The 22,181-nt window shown below is 64.3% G+C and carries 17 protein-coding genes; 14 read left to right on the forward strand and 3 right to left on the reverse strand.

What is annotated here, in order from left to right; all coding sequences use genetic code 11:
• The first annotated feature begins 170 nt into the window (after positions 1 to 170).
• From hemE to rho, 3 genes are all read left to right on the forward strand, one after another.
• Complete coding sequence (gene hemE, locus P9273_RS16085; protein WP_278049801.1) at positions 171 to 1,199, forward strand: uroporphyrinogen decarboxylase; 1,029 nt, start codon at positions 171 to 173, stop codon at positions 1,197 to 1,199.
• Complete coding sequence (hemJ, locus tag P9273_RS16090) at positions 1,196 to 1,723, forward strand: protoporphyrinogen oxidase HemJ (protein ID WP_278049802.1); 528 nt, start codon at positions 1,196 to 1,198, stop codon at positions 1,721 to 1,723. The genes hemE and hemJ overlap by 4 nt, the downstream gene beginning before the upstream one ends.
• 251 nt (positions 1,724 to 1,974) lie before the next feature.
• On the forward strand, positions 1,975 to 3,240 hold the full coding sequence (rho, locus tag P9273_RS16095; protein ID WP_127230347.1) for a transcription termination factor Rho: 1,266 nt from the start codon (positions 1,975 to 1,977) through the stop codon (positions 3,238 to 3,240).
• A 221-nt stretch (positions 3,241 to 3,461) separates the two neighbouring features.
• Here rho and P9273_RS16100 read toward each other — a convergent pair whose 3' ends face one another.
• The gene (locus P9273_RS16100) at positions 3,462 to 5,480 is read right to left on the reverse strand and encodes a thioredoxin domain-containing protein (protein ID WP_278049803.1); all 2,019 of its coding nucleotides are present in this window, start codon (positions 5,478 to 5,480) and stop codon (positions 3,462 to 3,464) included.
• Positions 5,481 to 5,609: 129 nt separating this feature from the next.
• Here P9273_RS16100 and mnmE point away from each other — a divergent pair, with 129 nt between their 5' ends.
• From mnmE to P9273_RS16135, 7 genes are all read left to right on the forward strand, one after another.
• Positions 5,610 to 6,917, forward strand: a complete 1,308-nt coding sequence (gene mnmE, locus P9273_RS16105; protein WP_278049804.1) for a tRNA uridine-5-carboxymethylaminomethyl(34) synthesis GTPase MnmE — start codon at positions 5,610 to 5,612, stop codon at positions 6,915 to 6,917.
• Between the two features lie 157 nt (positions 6,918 to 7,074).
• Positions 7,075 to 8,949, forward strand: coding sequence for a tRNA uridine-5-carboxymethylaminomethyl(34) synthesis enzyme MnmG (gene mnmG / locus P9273_RS16110; RefSeq protein ID WP_278049805.1), 1,875 nt, complete (start codon positions 7,075 to 7,077; stop codon positions 8,947 to 8,949).
• A complete protein-coding gene (gene rsmG / locus P9273_RS16115; protein ID WP_278049806.1) occupies positions 8,946 to 9,587 on the forward strand; it encodes a 16S rRNA (guanine(527)-N(7))-methyltransferase RsmG in 642 nt (213 codons plus the stop codon). Before mnmG ends, rsmG begins: the two co-directional genes overlap by 4 nt.
• A 17-nt stretch (positions 9,588 to 9,604) precedes the next feature.
• On the forward strand, positions 9,605 to 10,402 hold the full coding sequence (locus P9273_RS16120) for a ParA family protein (protein WP_040999223.1): 798 nt from the start codon (positions 9,605 to 9,607) through the stop codon (positions 10,400 to 10,402).
• Between the two features lie 64 nt (positions 10,403 to 10,466).
• Positions 10,467 to 11,360 carry a ParB/RepB/Spo0J family partition protein gene (locus tag P9273_RS16125; protein WP_278049807.1) on the forward strand — a complete coding sequence of 298 codons (894 nt, stop codon included), beginning with the start codon at positions 10,467 to 10,469 and terminating at the stop codon, positions 11,358 to 11,360.
• 859 nt (positions 11,361 to 12,219) lie between these two features.
• Positions 12,220 to 12,846, forward strand: coding sequence for a DUF1326 domain-containing protein (locus P9273_RS16130; RefSeq protein ID WP_278049808.1), 627 nt, complete (start codon positions 12,220 to 12,222; stop codon positions 12,844 to 12,846).
• 34 nt (positions 12,847 to 12,880) lie between these two features.
• On the forward strand, positions 12,881 to 13,660 hold the full coding sequence (locus P9273_RS16135) for a DUF2182 domain-containing protein (protein WP_278049809.1): 780 nt from the start codon (positions 12,881 to 12,883) through the stop codon (positions 13,658 to 13,660).
• Positions 13,661 to 13,807: 147 nt separating this feature from the next.
• Here the strand turns inward: P9273_RS16135 and holA are convergent, their stop codons facing one another.
• Positions 13,808 to 14,851 (reverse strand): DNA polymerase III subunit delta, encoded by a 1,044-nt coding sequence (gene holA, locus P9273_RS16140; protein ID WP_278049810.1) that lies wholly within the window; start codon positions 14,849 to 14,851, stop codon positions 13,808 to 13,810.
• Between the two features lie 452 nt (positions 14,852 to 15,303).
• Between holA and P9273_RS16145 the strand changes: the two genes are divergently transcribed.
• The 4 genes from P9273_RS16145 to lpdA all read left to right on the forward strand — a co-directional run bounded on the left by P9273_RS16145 (position 15,304) and on the right by lpdA (position 20,633).
• Positions 15,304 to 16,536, forward strand: coding sequence for a 3-methyl-2-oxobutanoate dehydrogenase (2-methylpropanoyl-transferring) subunit alpha (locus tag P9273_RS16145; RefSeq protein WP_278049811.1), 1,233 nt, complete (start codon positions 15,304 to 15,306; stop codon positions 16,534 to 16,536).
• A gap of 2 nt (positions 16,537 to 16,538) precedes the next feature.
• Positions 16,539 to 17,552, forward strand: coding sequence for an alpha-ketoacid dehydrogenase subunit beta (locus P9273_RS16150; RefSeq protein WP_278049812.1), 1,014 nt, complete (start codon positions 16,539 to 16,541; stop codon positions 17,550 to 17,552).
• Between the two features lie 129 nt (positions 17,553 to 17,681).
• Positions 17,682 to 18,998, forward strand: coding sequence for a dihydrolipoamide acetyltransferase family protein (locus tag P9273_RS16155; protein ID WP_278049813.1), 1,317 nt, complete (start codon positions 17,682 to 17,684; stop codon positions 18,996 to 18,998).
• A gap of 237 nt (positions 18,999 to 19,235) precedes the next feature.
• On the forward strand, positions 19,236 to 20,633 hold the full coding sequence (lpdA, locus tag P9273_RS16160; protein ID WP_278049814.1) for a dihydrolipoyl dehydrogenase: 1,398 nt from the start codon (positions 19,236 to 19,238) through the stop codon (positions 20,631 to 20,633).
• A gap of 384 nt (positions 20,634 to 21,017) precedes the next feature.
• Here lpdA and P9273_RS16165 read toward each other — a convergent pair whose 3' ends face one another.
• Positions 21,018 to 22,121, reverse strand: a complete 1,104-nt coding sequence (locus tag P9273_RS16165; RefSeq protein ID WP_278049815.1) for a saccharopine dehydrogenase family protein — start codon at positions 22,119 to 22,121, stop codon at positions 21,018 to 21,020.
• Positions 22,122 to 22,181 lie beyond the last annotated feature (60 nt).

Raw genomic sequence — 22,181 nt, forward strand, 5'->3', positions numbered from 1 at the left:
TCCCCAGAACCCTCCAAATTGCGGACGCTAGTACGCGACAATATGCTGACTGGCCTTTTCGCGCCGCAGGCTGGACAGGTCGCAACCATCACAACCAACAGACTCTTAGAATCAGAAAACTCTTTTAAAATAGATATTTGATTTAGAGGGACTGGAGAGGGCAGCGCTGGATGGCTGGGAAACGGATCGTGCTGGACGTCCTCAAGGGCGAGACGGTTTCACCGCCGCCGCTCTGGATGATGCGTCAGGCGGGCCGCTATCTTCCGGAGTATCGCGAGACAAGGAAGCGGGCCGGATCCTTCCTCGATCTTTGCTACGATCCGGACCTCGCCGTCGAGGTGACACTGCAGCCGATCGAACGCTTCGGCTTCGACGCTTCGATCCTGTTCTCCGACATTCTCGTCGTGCCTAATGCCCTGGGGCGCGAGGTCCGTTTCGAGGAGGGTCGCGGGCCGGTCCTGAAGCCGATCACGGCGGCCGAGATCCCCGCGCTGAACGGCGATGTGTTTCACGTGAATCTCGAACCGGTCTATGAGACCGTGCGCCGGCTGCGCGCGAAACTGCCCGACGAGACGACGCTGCTCGGCTTCTGCGGCGCGCCCTGGACGGTGGCGACCTATATGATCGCCGGACATGGTACGCCCGACCAGGGCCCTGCCCGGCTTTTCGCCTATCGCGAGCCCGAGGCTTTCGCGAAGCTTTTGAACACGCTGGCCGATCACTCGGCCGCCTATCTCATCCGCCAGATCGAAGCCGGCGCTGATGCGGTGCAGATTTTCGATTCCTGGTCGGGCGTGCTGGACGAACCGTCCTTCGAGGCTTTTTGCGTCGAACCGGTGGCCGAGATCGTCGCCCAAGTGAAGGCGGTTCACCCCGACGTGCCGGTGATCGGTTTTCCCAAGGGCGCCGGCGAACGCTATCGCGACTACAGGAAGAAGACCGGCATTGCCGGTCTCGGCCTCGACTGGACCGTGCCTTTGTCGATGGCGAAGGACTTGCAGCGCGACGGCGCGGTGCAAGGCAATCTCGATCCGCTGCGCCTGGTCGCCGGTGGCAAGGCGCTGGCCGACGGCGTCGATGCCATTCTGAGAACATTGGGTGGTGGGCCGCTGATCTTCAATCTCGGCCACGGCATCACGCCGGAGACGCCGGTGGCGCATGTCGAGGCGATGGTGAAAATGGTGAGGAGCCATCGATGAGCAACGAGAACAGCACCGGCCAGGCGATGAAGCGCATGACGATCGGCATTGCCGTGCTCGTCGCCTTGACGGCGCTGCTCTATCTCGTCGCCGGCGACGGCTTCTATCTCTGGGCGAAGGCGATCCATGTGATCGCGGTCATTTCCTGGATGGCCGGCATGCTCTATCTGCCCAGGCTGTTCGTCTATCACGTCGATGCCGAGAAAGGCTCGGTCCAGTCCGAGACCTTCAAGGTGATGGAGCGCCGGCTGCTGAGGGCCATCATCAACCCGGCGATGATCCTGACCTGGGTGTTCGGGCTTTGGTTGGCCTGGAAAGGCTTTGCATTCCAGGGTGGCTGGCTGCATGCCAAGATCGCGCTGGTGCTCGTCCTATCGGGCCTGCATGGCTATCTCGCCGGCGCGGTCAGGAAATTCGCCGAGGACAAGAACGAAAAACCGGCACGCCACTGGCGAATCGTCAACGAGATCCCCACATTGTTGATGATCGTCATCGTCATCCTGGTCGTCGTGAAGCCGTTCTAGATCAGGAGCGTGATCTTTCCGAGAGCCGGTTCGCGTTTTTGCTTACGCTGACCTCCGGTCCGGGATCATGCTTTGGCTTCTCCGACCCCATCCAGGATCCGCAAAAGGCGGCTTGCTCTTTCAGGCGACCGACGATAAAAGACGGGTCTTCCTTCCCGTCATGCGCCGCCCCTTTTACTCGCTTCGGCCGCGCCCGGCATTTGTCGTATTCAGCCGATTTTTCTCCCCAAAGCCTACCCAGAGTCTATCTAATGCAAGAAATGAAACTCGCAGAGTTCAAGAACAAGAAGCCGCCGGAGCTGATCGCTTATGCCGAATCGCTCGAGGTGGAGAACGCCAGCGTCATGCGCAAGCAGGAGCTGATGTTCGCGATCCTGAAGAAGCTCGCCGCCCAGGATATCGAGATCATCGGCGACGGCGTCGTCGAGGTGCTGCAGGACGGTTTCGGTTTCCTCCGCTCGGCCAACGCCAACTACCTGCCAGGTCCCGACGACATCTATATCTCGCCGTCGCAGATCAGGCGCTTTTCGCTCAAGACCGGCGATACGGTCGAAGGACCGATCCGCAGCCCGAAAGAGGGCGAGCGCTATTTCGCGCTGCTCAAGGTCAACACCATCAATTTCGACGATCCCGAAAAGATCCGGCACAAGATCCACTTCGACAATCTGACGCCGCTCTATCCGACCAAGCGGCTGAAGATGGAGGTCGACAATCCGACTTCCAAGGACATCTCGCCGCGCGTGATCGATCTGGTCGCGCCGATCGGCAAGGGCCAGCGTGCGCTGATCAACGCGCAGCCGCGCACCGGCAAGACGGTGCTGATGCAGAACATCGCCCATTCGATCACCGCCAATCATCCGGAATGCTATCTGATCGTGCTTCTGATCGATGAGCGTCCGGAGGAAGTGACCGACATGCAGCGCTCGGTGAAGGGCGAGGTGATCTCTTCGACCTTCGACGAGCCGGCGGCGCGCCACGTACAGGTCGCTGAAATGGTGATCGAGAAGGCCAAGCGCCTCGTCGAGCATGGCCGCGACGTGGTCATCCTTCTGGATTCGATCACCCGCCTCGGCCGCGCCTACAACACCGTCGTGCCGTCATCCGGCAAGGTGCTGACCGGCGGTGTCGACGCCAACGCGCTGCAGCGCCCGAAGCGCTTCTTCGGCGCCGCCCGCAACATCGAGGAAGGCGGCTCGCTCACCATTATCGCCACCGCGCTGATCGATACCGGCAGCCGCATGGACGAAGTCATCTTCGAAGAGTTCAAGGGCACCGGCAACTGCGAAATCCAGCTCGACCGCAAGGTGGCCGACAAGCGCATCTACCCGGCGATGGACATCCTCAAATCCGGCACCCGCAAGGAAGACCTGCTTGTGCCGCGCGCGGACCTGCAGAAGATCTTCGTGCTGCGCCGCATCCTCGCGCCGATGGGCACGACCGACGCGATCGAGTTCCTCATCGACAAGCTCAAGCAGACGAAAACCAACGCGGATTTCTTCGATTCGATGAATACCTAGTCTAGTTGGAGGATCAGCCCTCTCCAGGCTTCGTCATTCTAGGGCGGAGCAAGGAGCGAAGCGACGCCGCGTAGACCCTAGAATCCATGCCGTTCCTTATGAGCTTTGCAGCGGTGCAGAATTCTGCTCTGTTGCCTTCGTCGGCCAACGTCACGGCATGGATCTTCGGGTCAAGCCCGGAGGATGACGAAGAAAAATCCGGCTTCGCTGGCTCTTGGCGCCTACCCCCGCCGCAACAGCTTCTCCAACTCCTCCGCATCCGTCACCACCGGCAGGCATACCTGCCCGCTGCAGAACCAAGCGCCGGGCTTGTCCGTCGGCGGCAGCACGCCGCCCGGCAACAAAGGTCGATTCGCTTCCGTACCGATCGGCACGACGATATCGACCCTGCGCGGATCGGGATTCCGATTCGCAACCGGAACAAGGCTTGAGGATTCTGGCCTGTCTATAATGACGAGCTTCAGTGGTTCGAGCGCCAGCGCGCAGGCATTGACGATGCCGGCTTGGCCATAGGCCTGTTGCGCGGCGCGGCCCATGGCATGTTCGGCGGTTGCCCAGGCCTTTTCCCAAAGATCGAGATCCCCGGTGAGCGATGACAGCCGCACCAGCGCCTCGACGATCTGGCTGGTGGCCGAGGGGATCGCCTCGTCGACATCGCCGCGGATGCGGATCGGCACGTCGCCGCTGTCCGACGCCGTCAGCCAGTAGCCGGTCTTGTCGTCGTCCAGATGCCAGCGGTCGAGCTCGCCGATGAAGCGTCTGGCGCGATCGGAATAGGCCGGATCGCCGGTCGCCTCGAACAGCGCGATCGCCGCGTTGGTCATGGCGGCATAGTCGCTGGACAGCGCGGGGAAAAGTTTCTTCGTCCCGAGCATGGAATGCGGCAGGCGGCCGTCCTGACTGGCCTCGGCGATATGGGCGAAAGCCTCGGCCGCGGCCTCGATCCAGTCGCGCCTGCCAAGGGAGCGTCCCGCTTCGGCGAGTGCCGCGATCATCAGCCCATTCCAGTCGGTGAGCGCCTTGCCGTCACGGCCTGGCCTGACCCGCGTTTCGCGAACGACCAACAGCTTTGCCTTCAGCGGCGCAAGCTGAGCGTCGTCGGCGATGCCCTGAACCTGTTGCGCCTCGCTTTGGCGAATGATCGGTTTGCCTTCCCAGCCATGCGGGGCAGCCAGCTCGAAATACCGGAAGAAGCTCGGCGCATCGTCTCCCAGCGCGGCTTCAACCTCTTCCCTGCTCCAGGTGTAAAAAAGCCCCTCCTCGCCGTCGCTGTCCGCGTCGAGGCTGGAGGCGAAGGCGCCGCCTTCGACTCGCATCTCGCGCAACAGCCAGGCGACCGTTTCTTCGATTCGTACCCGGAACAAACTATTGCCGGTCGCGGTATAGGCCCAGTTGCACAGGCGAATGAGCTGGGCATTGTCGTAAAGCATCTTCTCGAAATGCGGCACCAACCATTCGGCATCGGTCGAATAGCGGCTGAGGCCGCCGCCGACGTGATCGTAGATGCCGCCGGCGAGCATCTTTTCGAGGCTGGTGAGCACGGCGTTGCGATGCTCCGCACGGCCGTCGCGCAGCCAGGACAGCCACAGCGTATGCATGAAGGGCGCGTTGGGGAATTTCGGCGCGCCTTTCAAGCCACCGAGATCGCGGTCGATCATGCCGTCGATGCGGCCGGCGAGATCGCTGAGCGTATCGCGATCGAGCACAGCCTTCCCCGTCGCGCCGGCCAGTCGCTGCTCGACATGGGCGGTCAGCCCATCGGCGCTTTCGGCGAGGCTCTGCTGCTTTTCGCGCCAGGCCTTGTCGACAGCCTCCAGCACCTGGATGAAGCCCGGCCGCCCGTAACGCGCCTCGCGCGGAAAATAGGTGCCGCCCCAGAAAGGCTTGCCGTCGGGCGTCAGAAACATGGTGAGCGGCCAGCCGCCCTGCTCGCCCATGGCATGCAGTGCCGCCATATAGATCTGGTCGATGTCCGGCCGCTCCTCGCGATCGACCTTGATATTCACGTAGAGCCGGTTCATGACGGCCGCCACGGCGTCGTTCTCGAAGCTTTCATGGGCCATAACATGGCACCAGTGGCAGGCGGCGTAGCCGATGGAAAGCAGGATCGGCCGCTCCAGTTCCTTCGCTTCGGCAAGGGCTGCCGGCGACCAGCCGCGCCAATGGACAGGATTGTCGCTGTGCTGCCGCAGATAGGGGCTGGCTTCTTCGGCAAGCAGGTTTCGCGCGGGCAAGGTCACGATGGGCGGCTCGGCATTCGGGTTGATAAAGGCTGGAGCATGATGCCGAAACGTGTGGAGCGGTTTTCGGCCAACATGCTCTACCTCCTAATCTAGGCGGTTCGGCAGGTCCGGCAAATGGTTTCGCCAATGGCTTCGAAGGATTCGATCGTAGCGCTTTCCAGCGGCCGACTGCCCGCTGGCATCGCGGTTATCCGTGTCTCGGGACCGAAGACTCGATTCGTGGTCGAAACGATAGCCGGGCCGGTTAAGGATCGGTTTACCAATTTGCGGAGGCTCAGGGCGGCGGACGGCTCGACGATCGACCACGGGCTTGTCCTGTTCTTTCCAGGCCCCGGCAGCTTCACCGGAGAAGACGTCGCTGAGTTCCAGGTCCATGGCAGCCGCGCCGTAGCGGCCAAGATGCTGGAGACGATCACCGGCTTCGAAGGCGTCAGGCACGCCGAGCCCGGAGAGTTCACCCGGCGCGCCTTTCTCAACGGCCGGTTGGATCTGGTCGAGACGGAGGCATTGGCCGATCTCGTCAATGCCGAGACCGAGGCGCAGCGCCGCTTCGCTGTGCGCAACGCCGAAGGCGCGCAGAGCGAGCTTTATTCGAACTGGCGCCGCCGGCTCATCCATGCCCGCGCCATGATCGAGGCGGAGATCGACTTCGCCGACGAAGAGGATGTGCCCGGTTCCGTCTCGGAAGCGGTCTGGTCGGATGTGGCCGCGATGGTCGGCGAGATCGGACGGCACATCGAAGGCTTCAAGGCGGCGGAGATCATTCGCGACGGTTTCGAAGTCGTGATCATCGGCGCTCCAAATGCCGGCAAGTCCAGCCTTTTTAACGCTTTGGCGCAGCGAGAGGCGGCGATCGTCACCGATGAGCCAGGCACGACCCGCGACCTGCTCGAGGTCGTCATGGACCTCAAGGGACTGAAAGTGCGGCTTGTCGATACGGCCGGGCTGCGTGAGGCCGCGGGCAAGGTGGAGTCGATCGGCATCGAGCGGGCCCGGGCCAAAGCAGAAGGGGCAGATCTGGTGCTGTTGCTGGAAGATATGGCCGTCCCGGTTTCCGTCAGCGGTGTCCCAAGCGCTGTCCCGCTGTTGAGAATCGGTACCAAGTCGGATATTGCCGATGCCGGCGTCAGGGGCTACGACGTTGCGATCTCATCCAAAGACGGCAGCGGTGTGGACCGCCTGCTGGACGAGATCGGCACCCGCGCGACCGCCGCAGTTGGTGAGGCGGGCGACGTCTTGCCGTCCAGGCTGCGCCATGTCGAGCTGCTCAGGGAGGCGACGAACTTCTTGCGGGCGGCGCTGTCAGGGCGGAGCCAGGAGTTACGCGCCGAGGATCTGCGGCTGGCGGCCGAGCGCCTGGGGCGCATTGTAGGTGCGGTCGACGTTGAAGATTTGCTCGACGTCATCTTTTCGCAGTTCTGCATCGGTAAGTGATTCACGTGAAACATGGGCGGAGCCTACCCCGCAGTGATTCACGTGAAACACCGGCTGGAATGCGGATCGATGTTTCACGTGAAACGGCTCCGGTCCTTGACAGCCGGCGATAGCAGGGACATGTGTCAATCCATCTCTGAAAGCGGATTCTTGGAAAATGACCGATCACTATGACGTGGTGGTGGTGGGCGGCGGGCATGCCGGTTGCGAGGCGGCCAGCGCCGCCGCGCGCGCCGGCGCGAGGACCGCGCTGGTGACGCTGCGTTTCGATACGATCGGCGTCATGTCCTGCAACCCAGCGATCGGCGGTCTCGGCAAGGGACATCTCGTGCGCGAAATCGACGCTATGGATGGGTTGATGGGTCGTATTGCGGATGCCGCCGGGATCCAGTTCCGCCTGCTCAACCGCCGCAAGGGACCGGCCGTCCGCGGCCCCCGCACCCAGGCCGACCGCAAGCTTTATCGCCTGGCCATGCAGGAAGCGATTCGGCGGCAGAACAATCTCGACGTGATCGAGGGCGAGGTTCTCGACTTTGAAATCGTTGAGGGACAGGTCGCAGCCGTTCAGATATCGGGCAACCGTCGCCTTGCCTGCGGCGCCGTCGTGCTGACCACCGGCACCTTTCTGCGTGGCCTGATCCATATCGGCGAGAAGAAGATCGTCGCCGGCCGCATGAACGAGCAGGCCAGCATGGGTTTGTCGGCGACGATGGCGCGCGCGGGCTTCAAGCTCGGACGTCTGAAAACCGGAACGCCCCCTCGCCTCGACGGCCGCACCATCGACTGGGCCGCGCTGGAAAGCCAGGCCGCGGACGAGGATCCGGTGCCGTTCTCGCTGATGACGGATGCAATTGCCAATCCGCAGATCCATTGCGGCATCACCCGCACCATGCCGGCGACGCATGAGCTGATCCGCGCCAATCTCGGCCGCTCGGCCATGTATTCCGGCTCGATCGAAGGGGTCGGGCCGCGCTACTGCCCGTCGATCGAGGACAAGATCGTCAAGTTCGGCGACCGCGAGGGCCATCAGATTTTCCTCGAGCCGGAAGGCCTCGACGACGACACCGTTTATCCGAACGGCATCTCGACCTCGCTGCCTGAGGATGTGCAGCTCGAGATCCTGAAGACCATTCCGGGGCTCGAAAAGGCGACCATGCTGCAGCCGGGCTACGCGATCGAGTACGACCATGTCGACCCGCGCGAGCTGAAGACGACGCTGGAGACGAAGCGGGTCGCGGGCCTGTTCTTGGCCGGGCAGATCAACGGCACGACCGGCTATGAGGAGGCCGGCGCGCAAGGCCTGCTTGCCGGCATAAACGCGGCGCGCAAGGCTTCGGCGAGCGAGCCGGTCGTGCTCAGCCGGACCGAAGCCTATATCGGCGTGATGGTGGATGACCTCACCAGCCGCGGCATCGCCGAGCCCTATCGCATGTTCACCTCGCGCGCCGAGTTCAGGCTTTCGCTGCGCGCTGACAATGCCGATGAGCGGCTGACGCCGTTGGCCGAAAAGCTCGGCATCGCGTCGTCGGAGCGGCTGCAGCGCTTTGGTCGGATGGCGAAGAAGCTGGACGAGGCTCGCGCCTTGGCCAAGTCGGTCACCTTGACCCCGAACGAGGCGGCGCGGCATGGGCTCGAGATCAACCGGGACGGCGTGCGGCGCTCGGCTTACGAGTTGCTCGCGCATCCGGGGGTCGATATGGCCTGGCTCACCCGCGTCGAGCCGCGCTTTGCCGCGCTTGACACAAAGACGGCCGAGCGGCTTGAAACGGAAGCGAAATATTCGGTTTACCTCGATCGCCAGCAGGCCGATGTCGCGCAGATCAGGCATGAGGAATCGCGACTTATCCCAGAGGCGATCGACTTCTCCGATGTGCCGGGCCTGTCGAACGAGCTGAAGCAGAAGATGAAGACGCGCCGGCCGCGTTCGATCGCCGACGCGCAACGGATGGAAGGCATGACCCCGGCGGCGCTGGCGATCATCGTCGCACATGTCCGCAATGCCGAGCTTGCCGCACGAAGGTCTGTGGCGTGACTGCGGATGCCTGGGCGGACCTGCGGCAAGCAGCGGGTCCGGTTTCACGTGAAACATTCGAACGGCTGCAGGTCTTCGAGCAGCTGTTCCTGAAATGGAACCGCAGCATCAATCTGGCGGCGCCGTCGACGCTCGACGATGTCTGGCGCCGCCATATTCTGGACAGCGCCCAGCTCGCGCGAATCGCGCCCGCTGCAACACGCTGGGTCGATCTCGGCTCGGGCGGCGGGTTTCCCGGATTGGTGCTCGGCTTCCTGCTGGCCGAGCGTGCCGGCGCCTCGATCGATCTAGTCGAAAGCAACCGCAAGAAGGCATCGTTCCTGCACTCTGTCATTGGCCAGTTCAACCTTCCTGCACGCGTTCTGGCCAGGCGTATCGACGACAGCTATGCGCTTGTTTCCGCACCGGAAATAGTCACGGCGCGGGCGCTCGCCGCGCTCCCGGACCTGCTCGATCTGGCTGCGCCCTGGCTGACCAAAGGGGCGCGGGCGCTGTTCCACAAAGGCCGGGATTACCGGGCCGAAGTGGAAGAAAGCACTCACCGCTGGACCTTCGATCTGGTAGAACATTCGAGCATGACCGACCCACACGGCGTCATCCTCGAAATCACCGATTTGCGTCCGGCGAAACAGCAATGAATTACTGGCATAGGCCCATGAGCACAGCACCGCGTATCATCACTGTCGCCAACCAGAAAGGCGGCGTCGGCAAGACAACGACGGCCATCAATCTGGCCACGGCGCTGGCCGCGATCGGCGAGCGCGTGCTGATCGTCGACCTCGACCCGCAGGGCAATGCCAGCACCGGGCTCGGCATCGACCGAAAGGACCGCACGGTTTCTTCCTATGACGTGCTGACCGGCGAGCTCGAGTTGGAAGCGGCCGCCGTGCCGACGGCGGTGCCGGGACTGTCCATCGTGCCCTCGACGCTCGATCTGCTCGGCATTGAGATGGAGATCGCCTCAGCGCCCGATCGCGTGCTCAGGCTGCGCAACGCGCTGCGCGCCGCGGCTGAGCGTTCGGCGCCGTTCGGCTATGTGCTGATCGACTGCCCGCCCTCGCTCAATCTTTTGACTTTGAATTCAATGGCGGCAGCCGATTCCGTTCTCGTGCCGCTGCAATGCGAGTTCTTCGCGCTCGAAGGTCTCAGCCAGTTGCTGGAGACGGTCGAGCAGGTTCGCCACACGATCAATCCGGATCTCACCATCCAGGGCATCGTGCTTACCATGTATGACGGGCGCAACAACCTCGCCAACCAGGTGGTGCAGGATGTGCGCACCCATATGGGCGACAAGGTGTATGAGACGATCATCCCGCGCAATGTGCGCGTTTCCGAGGCGCCGTCCTACGGCAAGCCGGCGATCCTCTACGACCTGAAATGCTCGGGCAGCCAGGCCTATCTGCAGCTCGCCTCCGAGGTGATCCGCCGCGAGCGCAAGCTGCGCGCCGCCTGAGCGTTGGCAGCCGCCGGCTTTGGTTAATCGGCCAATTCGATTCCGAAACGATCTGGATATCATAATGAGCGAAGACCAATCGAGAAAAAGACTGGGCCGCGGCCTCGCGGCGCTGATCGGCGAAATCGACCGTCCGGCGGCGCCGGAAAAGCCAAGCGCGGTGGTGGCGGCCGACGGCAAGGTGCCGATCGAATTCGTCAGCCCGAATCCGAAGAACCCGCGCCGGCATTTCGGCGACGCCGAGCTGACCGACCTTGCCCAGTCGATCCGCGAGCATGGTGTGGTGCAGCCGGTGGTGGCGCGCCCCTCGCCCTCGCAGCCCGGCCGCTACGAGATCATCGCCGGCGAGCGGCGCTGGCGGGCGGCGCAGCGCGCGGGCCTCACCGAGATCCCGGTGATCGTGCGCGACGTCAACGACCGCACGGCGCTGGAGCTGGCGATCATCGAGAACGTGCAGCGCGCCGACCTCAATCCGGTCGAGGAGGCGCAAGGCTATCAGCAACTCATCGACGAGCATGGTTACACCCAGGCGGATCTCGGCCAGGTGATCGGCAAGAGCCGCAGCCATGTCGCCAACACGCTGCGTCTGTTGAAGCTGCCTCCCGTCATCCATTCGATGCTGGTCGACGGCGACCTGTCGGCCGGCCATGCCCGGACGCTGGTCACCGCCGAAGACCCGGCCGGGCTCGCCAAGCGCATCGTCCAGGAGGGGCTTTCGGTGCGCCAGGCGGAAGCGCTGGCTCAGATGCCCGCCGGCCCGACGCCGGCCAAGGCGAAGTCCGCCCCGAGCGCGCCCGAGAAGGATCCCGACACGCTGGCGCTCGAAAAGCTGATGACCGACACGCTCGGCATGATCGTCAGCATCGAGCACAAAGGCAAAGGCGGCACGCTCAAGGTGGATTACCGCTCGCTGGAGCAGCTCGACGAGCTCTGCCGGCGGCTTAAGGACGAGCGGTAGGCGGCTGGGACGCCACGGTATTTGGCTGTAGCTGAGGTTTTGGCTTAAGGCTGGATACGTCTGATATATTGGTGATAGACAAGGAGGGGCTGGCAATATGCCAGCCTTTTTTGTTGGCGACGGTGGCTAACGAGCGCGGCGGGGCTAATCTCCCTCCTTGTGGGGGAGATGCCCGGCAGCGCAGAGTGGGCGCGACGGAACGCTACATCTCCCGGAGCGAACCAAGGAACGAGCGCGCGCAGACATTAGGTGACTGGCGTGACTGATCGGGCCGAGCTTGATTGCTACGTGGGTCCCCCAATCCGTCGCTGCTTCGCAGCGTCACCTTTCCCCCTCCCGGGGGGAAAGGAAGGGAGTGTTGCTGGACAAGCGTTGATGGCAAAAAGCTTGGCGCCTTTCCTCTACCCCGTCGATCGGGGGAGAGAGGTGGCTCGGCGAAGCCGAGACGGAGTGGGGGTCGACCAGCGCTACAATAGACAATGCATGCGCCAAGCCGCCATGCACGCTATCGCCAAAGACCAGCCGCTTGGAAATGTGTGCATGCCGTAGTCAAAAAGGGGAGATCAGCCGGCACCGCGCCCTTTGCCAATCACCGGCGGCGACCGAGGCTGCGTTGCGGCAGCCGCTTTATCCAGCCGCGTCTGATCCGTTGCCTGGACGAGGAGATGCGGATTCAACGTCGGAGCCTTTCGCTTGACACCCCATGGCATCGGCGTAACCTGCATTAGATACAGCTAAACTATGCCCTGGCGTGCCGATCAGTCGCGATGAGGGCTATCTGCCGTTCCGAATCGTTCGTGAAACGGCACCGCCTTGCCAAAGCGATCCGCCGACACGCCCGACACGTTGGGAGGCGTAAATGGCAGTCAGCTGGCAATTGTCTGGAAGCTATTTCGAAAATTGCAGCTGCGACGTCGTGTGTCCTTGCCTGCTGTCCACCAACGCACAGCTGACATCGAAGCCGACGAAAGGCGTCTGCGACGTCGGACTGGTCTTTCATATCGACAAGGGCAATTTCGGCGACGTTCGATTGGATGGCCTCAGCGTCGCGATGGTCGCGCACACGCCAGGTCCGATGGCGGACGGCAATTGGACGGCCGCCGCCTATATCGACGAACGGGCCGATGACAGGCAAACGGAGGCGTTAGGCGCGATCTTTACCGGAGGCGCGGGCGGTCCGATGGCATTGCTGGCACCCATGATCGGCACCAATCTCGGTGTCAGGAAGGTTCCGATAGACTACCGGGTAGATGGCAAGAAGCGCTCGGCGGAGATTGCGGGCGTCATGAAGATGGCGGTCGAGCCGCTGCCGACGATGCGCGAGGACGGCGAGATGTGGGCGGCCACCGGCCATCCGATCAATCCCGACTGGCTCGGTCTGGCGATGGGGGCGGAAGGCAGCACGTTCAGCGACCACGGCATGAGTTGGGACAACTCCCGCCGGAACGGACATTACGCGCCGATCAATTGGTCCGGCCAGCAATAGCGCCTGCCCCGCATAGTCGAAACGGGGATCGCCAATGCTGACGCTGCAGCGAAACATTGTCCTCGTGCTGCTCATCGCCGCCGCAGCGGCGGCATGGACCCTGCTCGTCCGGCCGCAGACCGGCATGGACGCGGATATGGGCATGTACTCCCCCACCATGGGCATGACGGCGGCGCTGTTTCTTGCCGTGTGGTTGATCATGATGATTGCCATGATGTTTCCGGCGGCCGCGCCCATGATCCTGACCTTTCACCAGGTCCAGAGCGGCAAAAGGGGGCGCGGCCAGGCATTCGTCTCGACCTGGGTGTTCGTGGCCGGGTACATGCTGGTCTGGACCGCGACGGGCGTTCTCGCCTTTGCCGGCGCGGCGGGCGCGGAGATGCTTGCCGCGCATGTGGGATTGTCCGCAGCGACAGCCGCGCGCATCGGCGGCGCGCTGCTGATGGTTGCGGGCGCCTACCAGCTCTCGCCACTGAAAGACCTGTGCCTGGCCAAATGCCGTACGCCGATCAGCTTCCTCCTGACCTCATGGCGCGATGGTCAGTGGGGCGCGGTGCGCATGGGCATCGAGCACGGGCTCTTTTGTCTGGGCTGCTGCTGGTTTTTGTTCCTGGCTCTCTTTCCGCTCGGGATCATGAATGTCGCCGCAATGGCCGTGGTCACCTTGCTGGTCTTTGCGGAGAAGACCCTCCCCTATGGAGAGCGGATAGCGAAGGTGTCGGGTGTCGCCCTGCTTCTTTACGGAGCGGCGGTACTGGTCTTTCCACAGGCGCTGCCGACATTCCAGGCGACGAATGCGATGACGATGAACTGAGTGAAGGTGACTCTCGGGGCAAAGACAGTCTGACGTCATCATGAACGCCGTGAGTGCCGCTGCGGTTGGCTGATACCCTGGCGGGACAGCGCCCCCCTCTGTCCTGCCGGACATCTCCCCCACAAGGGGGGGAGATCGGCTAATCGCCTACCTCTGCCCCAATCTCGCGCTCTCGATCGCGATGCCGAGCAGCGCCTGCCGGGCCAGCGCTTCCGAAAGATCCGGCCGCTTGCGTGTTTGCAGCACCGCCGTCTGCAGTCGGCCGAGAGCGCGGCCGAGCGCCTCGACGTTCCAGCGCTCCAGTGTCTTTTCCACCAGCTTGCGGCGCGAGAAGAAGACGGGCGGGCGGGCGCCGGCGACGACCGAGGCGGCGTTGCGGCCGCCGCTTTCCATCTGGCCGCGCATCACCTGGATCGCCTGCAATTGCCGCATCGCCGAGGACAGCACCAGGAAGGGATGGCCGCCCGATTGGCAGTGGCGGTTGAAGGCGATGTCGAAGTCGCCGACCTTGCCGTCCAGCATGGCGTCGACCGCGGCGTCGAAGGAAGCGCCGGAGACATCGCCGGACAGCGCATTGACGTCCGCGAGGTCGATCTCCTTCTTGCCGTGGGCGTAGAGAACCAGCTTCTCGATCTCGCCGCGCGAGGCGAGCCGATCGCCGCCGAGATTGCGGCGCAGCGCCTGGCGGGCGTCCAGCGTCATCGACATGCCCGCCTTGCCCAATTCGTCGTCGATCACCGAATCCAGGTCGCGGGCTTCGTCGGCATAGCAGGGCAAGGCAATGGCGTTGCCGGCGGCCTCGACAATGGCCCTCAACCCGGTGCCCTTCTTCAGGTCGCCCGCCTCGATGAGGATGATGGCGTCGAGGGCGGGTTCGGCGGTCAGCGCCTTGATGTCGTCCGCCAGTGCCTTCTGGCCGCTGGCGTTACGCACCCAAAGCAGCCGCCGGTCGGAAAACATCGGCACGGTACGCGCCTCGTCGAGCAGCCGGCCCTCGTCGCGGTCGACCTCAGCGCCATCGAGCTTGACCACCGAGAACGGGTCGTCCAGCGGCAGGCCGGTTTTCGCGGCGAAGATTTTCGCCCGCTCGGCGACAAGGCCGCGGTCGGGGCCGTAGAGCAGGACGATCGCCATGGACGGGTCCGGTCGCGCCAGCCACGAATCGACTTCGTATCCTTTCTTTTGTGCCATGCGGCGTGAGTTAGCATGGCGTGGGGGCGGGGAACCAGCGTCTTCCCCTTCTCCCCTTGTGGGAGAAGGTGGATCGGCGCGAAGCGCCGAGACGGATGAGGGGTGGTCCAGCGGAGTGAGACGCTGGCTTTCCCTGGAGCACCCCTCATCCGTCGCCTTCGGCGACACCTTCTCCCACAAGGGGAGAAGGGGAAGGCCGCGCTCGACCGCAGCCTCCCACTTGCATTTTCTGACAGCAACTACCCCGCAAACTTCCGCCAAATTGCGCGCCAGCCAAAAACATCGACAAGAAATTTCGCCGCCATATCTGCATCTTGGCGCTTGCGTGCCGCATCGGCCTGCCAGGGCCAGCGACCGGGGAGGACGGCCGCGCCCAGACTCGGCGAATTCGCACTGGTCCGGCGGCGCGGATGTGCAAATATCGCACCGGCAACATTGGAGGATGTGAGCTTATGGCCGATGCTGGACTGTTGCGCTTCCATGTGCCCGAGCCCGAGGTGCGGCCCGGCGGCACGCCCGATTTCTCCAATGTGACCATTCCCAAGGCCGGCTCGGTGCCGCGCCCCGAGATCGATGTCGATCCGCGCACCATCCGCGACATGGCTTTCTCCATCATCCGCGTGCTCAACCGCGCCGGCGAGGCTGTCGGGCCCTGGGCCGGGCTGCTCAGCGACGAGGAGCTGCTCGAGGGCCTGCGCCACATGATGACGCTGAGAACCTTCGATGCGCGCATGCAGATGGCGCAGCGCCAGGGCAAGACCTCCTTCTACATGCAGCATCTGGGCGAGGAGGCGGTGAGCTGCGCCTTCCGCAAGGCGCTGCAGCCGGGCGACATGAATTTCCCGACTTACCGGCAGGCCGGCCTTCTGATCGCCGACGGCTATCCGATGGTCTCGATGATGAACCAGATCTATTCCAACGAGGCCGATCCGCTGAAGGGCCGGCAGCTGCCGATCATGTATTCGTCGAAGGAGCACGGCTTCTTCTCGATCTCCGGCAACCTGGCGACGCAATATATCCAGGCGGTCGGCTGGGCGATGGCCTCGGCGATCTCCAACGATTCGCGCATCGCCGCCGCCTGGATCGGCGACGGCTCGACCGCGGAGTCCGATTTCCATTCCGCGCTGGTGTTTGCCTCCACCTACAAGGCTCCTGTCGTGCTCAACGTCGTCAACAACCAGTGGGCGATCTCGACCTTCCAGGGGATCGCGCGCGGCGGCTCCGGCACGTTTGCCGCGCGCGGGCTGGGCTTCGGGATCCCCTCGCTGCGCGTCGACGGCAACGACTATCTCGCCGTCCATGCTGTGGCCAAATGGGCCGTCGAGCGGGCGCGCGCCAATCTCGGGCCGACGCTGGTCGAATATGTCACCTACCGCGTCGGCGCGCATTCGACGTCGGACGACCCGTCGGCCTACCGGCCGAAGGCCGAGTCGGATGCCTGGCCGCTCGGCGACCCGGTCATCCGGCTGAAGAACCATCTGATCCACAAGAAAGTCTGGTCCGAGGATCGGCACACCCAGGCGGAGGCCGAGATCCTCGAAACGGTGATCGCGGCGCAGAAGGAGGCCGAAAGCCATGGCACGCTGCATGCCGGCGGCAAGCCATCGACGCGGGACATGTTCGAGGGCGTCTATGCCGAGATGCCGCCGCATCTCAGGCGGCAGCGCCAGCAGGCGGGGGTCTGACCATGCCGAGAAAAACCATGATCGAGGCGATCCGCGACGCGCTCGACGTCTCGATGGGCCGCGACAGCCAGGTCATCGTCTATGGCGAGGATGTCGGCTTTTTCGGCGGCGTCTTCCGCGCCACGCAAGGCCTGCAGGCCAAATACGGCAAGAGCCGCTGCTTCGATGCGCCGATCAGCGAATCCGGCATCGTCGGTTCGGCCATCGGCATGGCCGCCTATGGGCTGCGCCCTTGTGTCGAGGTGCAGTTTGCCGACTATGTTTATCCGGCCTACGACCAGATCGTATCGGAGGCGGCGCGGCTGCGTTACCGTTCGAACGGCGACTTCACCTGCCCGATCGTGGTGCGCATGCCGACGGGCGGCGGCATTTTCGGCGGCCAGACGCACAGCCAGAGCCCGGAAGCGCTGTTCACCCATGTCTCCGGCCTGAAGGTGATCGTGCCCTCCAATCCGCATGACGCCAAGGGCCTGCTGATCGCGGCGATCGAGGATCCGGATCCGGTGATCTTCCTCGAGCCGAAGCGGCTCTATAACGGCCCGTTCGACGGCCACCACGACAAGCCGGTGACGCCATGGTCGAAGCATGAGCTCGGCGAGGTCGCCGACGGCCACTACACGATCCCGCTCGGCAAGGCGGCGATCCGCCGGCCGGGATCGGCGGTCACCGTGCTCGCCTACGGCACGATGGTCTATGTGGCGCAGGCCGCGGCCGAGGAGACCGGCATCGACGCCGAGGTTATCGACCTCAGGACGCTGCTGCCGCTCGATCTCGACACGATCGTTGCCTCGGTGAAGAAGACCGGCCGCTGCGTCGTCGTGCATGAGGCGACGCTGACCTCCGGCTTCGGCGCCGAGCTGGTCTCGCTGGTGCAGGAAAACTGCTTTTACCAACTGGAGGCGCCGGTGGCGCGGGTCGCCGGCTGGGACACGCCCTATCCGCATGCGCAGGAATGGGACTATTTCCCCGGCCCGGCGCGGGTCGGGCGCGCGCTCGTCGAAACGTTGGAAGCCTAGAGCCGGATGATTTCAGGTCGAACCGACCTGAAATCTGAATCCGGCTCTAAATCAGAGAGGGAGAGAGCATGATGTCGTCCGAAAACCGCTTCACACTTTTCGGCATCATGCTCTGGAGGGAGGCCTGAGATGGGTGAGCACGTCATCAAGCTTCCCGATGTCGGCGAGGGCGTCGCCGAGGCCGAGCTTGTCGAATGGCATGTCAAGGTCGGCGACCTCGTGCGCGAGGATACGGTGCTGGCCGCCGTCATGACCGACAAGGCGACCGTCGAGATCCCGTCCCCCGTCGACGGCGAGATCCTTTGGCTCGGAGCCGAGATCGGCGACACGGTGGCTATCGGCTCGCCGATCGTGCGGCTGAAGGTGGCCGGCGAAGGCAATGTGAAGGCTGCAGTCGAGCCAGCGCCGGAGGTGAAGGCAGCGGCTAAGCCGGCCGAGGCGGTACCGTTGCCGGCGGCGGCCGCGGCGCCAAAGCCAGCCGACCCGCCGGCTAAGGTTTCGCCAGCAGCCGCGCCGAAAGCCATGCGCCCCGCCTCCGTCTCCGGCGCGCCGCGCGCGGAAGGCGAGAAGCCGCTGGCCTCGCCTGCCGTCCGCCTGCGCGCCAAGGAGGCCGGCATCGATCTGCGCCAGGTGCCGGGCAGCGGTCCGGCGGGACGGATCAGCCATGAGGACATCGACGCGTTCCTCGCGCGGGGCCCGCAACTCGCCCGCGCCTCCGGGCTTGCCCAGAAGGACGGCGTCGAGGACATCAAGGTCGTGGGGCTGCGGCGCAAGATTGCCGAAAAGATGTCGCTCGCCAAATCGCGCATCCCGCACATCACCTATGTCGAGGAGATCGACGTCACGGCATTGGAAGAGTTGCGCGCGACGCTGAACAAGGAGAAGCGGGCGGCCAAGAGTGGTCTAGAGAGGCCCAAGCTGACGCTGCTGCCCTTCCTGATGCGGGCGATGGTCAAGGCGATCGGCGAGCAGCCCAACCTCAACGCGCTGTTCGACGACGATGCCGGCATCATCCACCAGCATGAAGGCATCCATATCGGCATCGCCGCCCAGACGCCGAACGGGCTGGTGGTGCCGGTCGTGAAGCATGCCGAGGCGCGCGATCTCTGGGATTGCGCAGCGGAGGTCAACCGCCTGGCCGATGCGGCCAAGGCCGGCACGGCAAGCCGCGAGGAACTGTCCGGCTCCACCATCACCATCACCTCGCTCGGCGCCATGGGCGGCGTGGCGACGACGCCGGTCATCAACTATCCGGAAGTGGCGATCGTCGGCGTCAACAAGATCATGGTGCGGCCGGTGTGGGACGGCACGCAGTTCATTCCGCGCAAGATGATGAACCTGTCGTCCAGCTTCGATCACCGCGTCATCGACGGCTGGGACGCCGCGGTGTTCGTGCAGCGGATCAAGGCGCTGCTGGAGACGCCGGCGCTGATCTTCGTGGATTGAAGGAGGCGGGACGATAGAGATGTCGGCGGGACAGCGCCCCCCTCTGCCTTGCCAGGCATCTCCCCCACAAGGGGGGAGATTGGCCGTCACGCCGGCTTTCGCCAATCACCAGCGCTCCCGGAATGAGCGAGGCGCCGAAGCTTCTAATCTCCCCCCTCGTGGGGGAGATGTCCGGCAGGACAGAGGGGGGCGCGAAGGATCTCGACGGAACGTTTCCTCGGATCGAAGGGTCACGTCATGAAAGAAATCTCCTGCAAGCTGCTCGTCATCGGCGCCGGGCCGGGTGGTTATGTCTGCGCCATCCGCGCCGGGCAGCTCGGCGTCGATACGGTCATCGTCGAGTTCGGCAGGCCGGGCGGCACCTGCCTCAATGTCGGTTGCATCCCGTCCAAGGCGCTCATCCATGCCGCCGAAGAGTTCGGTAAGATCGCGCATATTGCCGGCGGCAAGGATCCGCTCGGCATCAAGGTCGGTGCGCCGACGCTCGATCTGACCAAGACCATAGCATGGAAAGACGGTATAGTTAGCCGGCTCAACAGCGGCGTGGCGGGCCTGCTCAAGAAGGCCAAGGTCAAGACCGTGCAGGGCTGGGCGACCTTCCGCGACGGCAAGACCGTCGAGGTCGAAACCGAGACCGGGACGCAAGTCATCCGCGCCGAAACCGTGGTGATCGCCACCGGCTCGGCGCCGATCGAACTGCCGTTCCTGCCCTTCGGCGGTCCGGTGATCTCGTCGACCGAAGCGCTGGCGCTCAGCGAAGTGCCGGAGAAGCTCGCCGTCGTCGGCGGCGGCTATATCGGGCTCGAGCTCGGCATGGCCTTCGCCAAGATGGGCGCCAAGGTTACCGTGGTCGAAGCCCTGCCGCGTGTGCTCATGCAGTATGATGCGGAACTCGTCCGGCCGGTGCTGAAGCGGCTCGGCGAGCTCGGCGTCGAGGTGATGACCGGCGCGAAAGCCAAGGGGCTCTCGACCAAGGGCGATGCGCTGCTGATCGAGACGGCCGACCGAAAGAATAGCAAGGTCGCGGCGGACAGGATCCTGGTCACGGTCGGGCGCAAGCCGCTCACGGAAGGCTGGGGGCTGGAGCAGATCGATCTCGACATGGCGGGAAAATTCATCCGCATCGACGACCAGTGCCGCACCTCGATGCGCGGCATCTTTGCGATCGGCGACGTCACCGGCGAGCCGATGCTGGCGCACCGCGCCATGGCGCAGGGCGAGATGGTGGCCGAGATCGTCGCCGGCCATAAAAGAAGCTGGGACAAGCGCGCCATTCCCGCGATTTGCTTCACCGACCCGGAGCTGGTCACCGCCGGTCTCGCGCCGGACGAGACGAAGGCGCTCGCCGGCGAGATCAAGATCGGCCAGTTCCCGTTCGCCGCCAACGGCCGGGCCATGACAAAGCAGGGCGAGGATGGGTTCGTGCGGGTCGTTGCGCGGGCCGACAATCATCTGGTGCTGGGCATCCAGGCGGTCGGGCAGGGCATATCGGAATTGGCGGCGGCCTTTGGCCTGGCGCTGGAGATGGGCGCGCGGCTCGAGGACATCGCCGGGACGATCCACACGCATCCGACGCAGGGCGAAGGTTTCCAGGAAGCGGCGCTGAAGGCGCTGGGGCATGCGCTGCATATTTAGCCCCCCTTCTGCCGCAACAACCGCCGGCGCCGGTCGACCCCCACTCCGTCGAGCTTCGAACCGGTCGACGGGTGAGAGTAAGGGCGATGGGAGAGGAAGGGCGCGAAGCTATTCCGCCGGGCTCCCTTCCTCTCCCTCCGGAGGGGGAAGAGGTGGCTCGGCGAAGCCGAGACGGAGTGGGGGAAGCCGCTGCTCAAATATGCCGTCGCTGATAGCTAACCACCGGGCCTCTATCGTGGCGAGGCATCGACCCGGCTGAAAAGACAACAGCCGGCGCCGGTCGACCCCCACTCCGTCGAGCTTCGCTCGACACCTCTCCCCCGATCGACGGGGGAGAGGAAGGCGCGAACCGGTCGATGGGGTGAGGAAAAGGCGTGAAGCTCCTCAGCTCGCCAGTCGGCTCACCATTTCGTGCTGGGCGTAGGCACGGCCGAAACGGTTGGCGAGGAAGGCGTCGAGCGCGATGTCTTCCTGGCGTACGAAACCCTTCGCCGGCAGCGAGCCGTCGGCCAGCATGTCGAGCACGGCGCAGATGCCGGAGGCGGTGGTGATCTGGATGGCGCTGCGCACGATGTTGCCGACGCGCTGCGAATAGATCTTGTTGGCGTAGGTCTCCTGCAGCAGGCGGCCGTTGCGGCGGCCGGAGACGGTGACGAAGACGATGACCACGTCCTGCAGCGTCGCCGGCAGGGCGCTCTCGAAGATGTCCTTCAGCACGTCGCGGCGGTGACGCAGGCCGAGGTCGTTGAGCAGCGCCTTCATGATCGCGGCATGGCCGGGATAGCGGATGGTGCGGTAGTTCAGCGTGCGCACCTTGCCCTTCAGCGTCTCGGCCAAAGTGCCGAGCCCGCCGGAGGTGTTGAAGGCCTCGTAGGTAACGCCGTCGAGCGAGAACTCCTCGCGCTCTTCCAGTGGCGGCACCTCGATCAGCTCGCCCTCGACGATCGCCTCGCAGGGCTCGCAATATTCGTTGATGACGCCGTCGGTGCTCCAGGTGAGATTGTAGTTCAGCGCGTTCGACGGGTATTGCGGCAGCGCGCCGACGCGCATGCGCACGCTTTCCAGCGTGTCGAAGCGGCTGGCGAGGTCGTTGGCGACGATCGAGATGAAGCCGGGCGCCAGACCGCATTGCGGGATGAAGGCGGTTTTGGCGTCACGCGCCAGTTCCTTCACCCGGCGGGTCGAGACCACGTCCTCGGTGAGGTCGAGATAATGAACGCCGGTGGCGGCGGCCGCCTCGGCGATACGGGTGGTGAGGTGGAAGGGAGCGGCGCTTAGCACGGCGAATTTGCCGGCATGGACCTTTTCGAGGTCGCCTGCGGCGGCGATGTCGAGCTCCTGCGTCTCGATGCCGGCCGGCAATTCGGCGGCGACAAGCTGGGCGGCCGAGCGGTCGACGAGGGTGACGCGATAGTCGCCGGTAGCGCTCAGCATTTCGGCGATGGTCGAGCCGATCTTGCCGGCGCCGACGACAACGATGTTCTTCATGGTCAATACCCCTGCCAATCCTGATTTGGGCCAATTCGATTGGCGGGAATCATCGCAGCT

Source organism: Mesorhizobium sp. WSM4935, from assembly GCF_029625735.1.
In the GTDB taxonomy this organism is placed as follows: Bacteria; Pseudomonadota; Alphaproteobacteria; order Rhizobiales; family Rhizobiaceae; genus Mesorhizobium.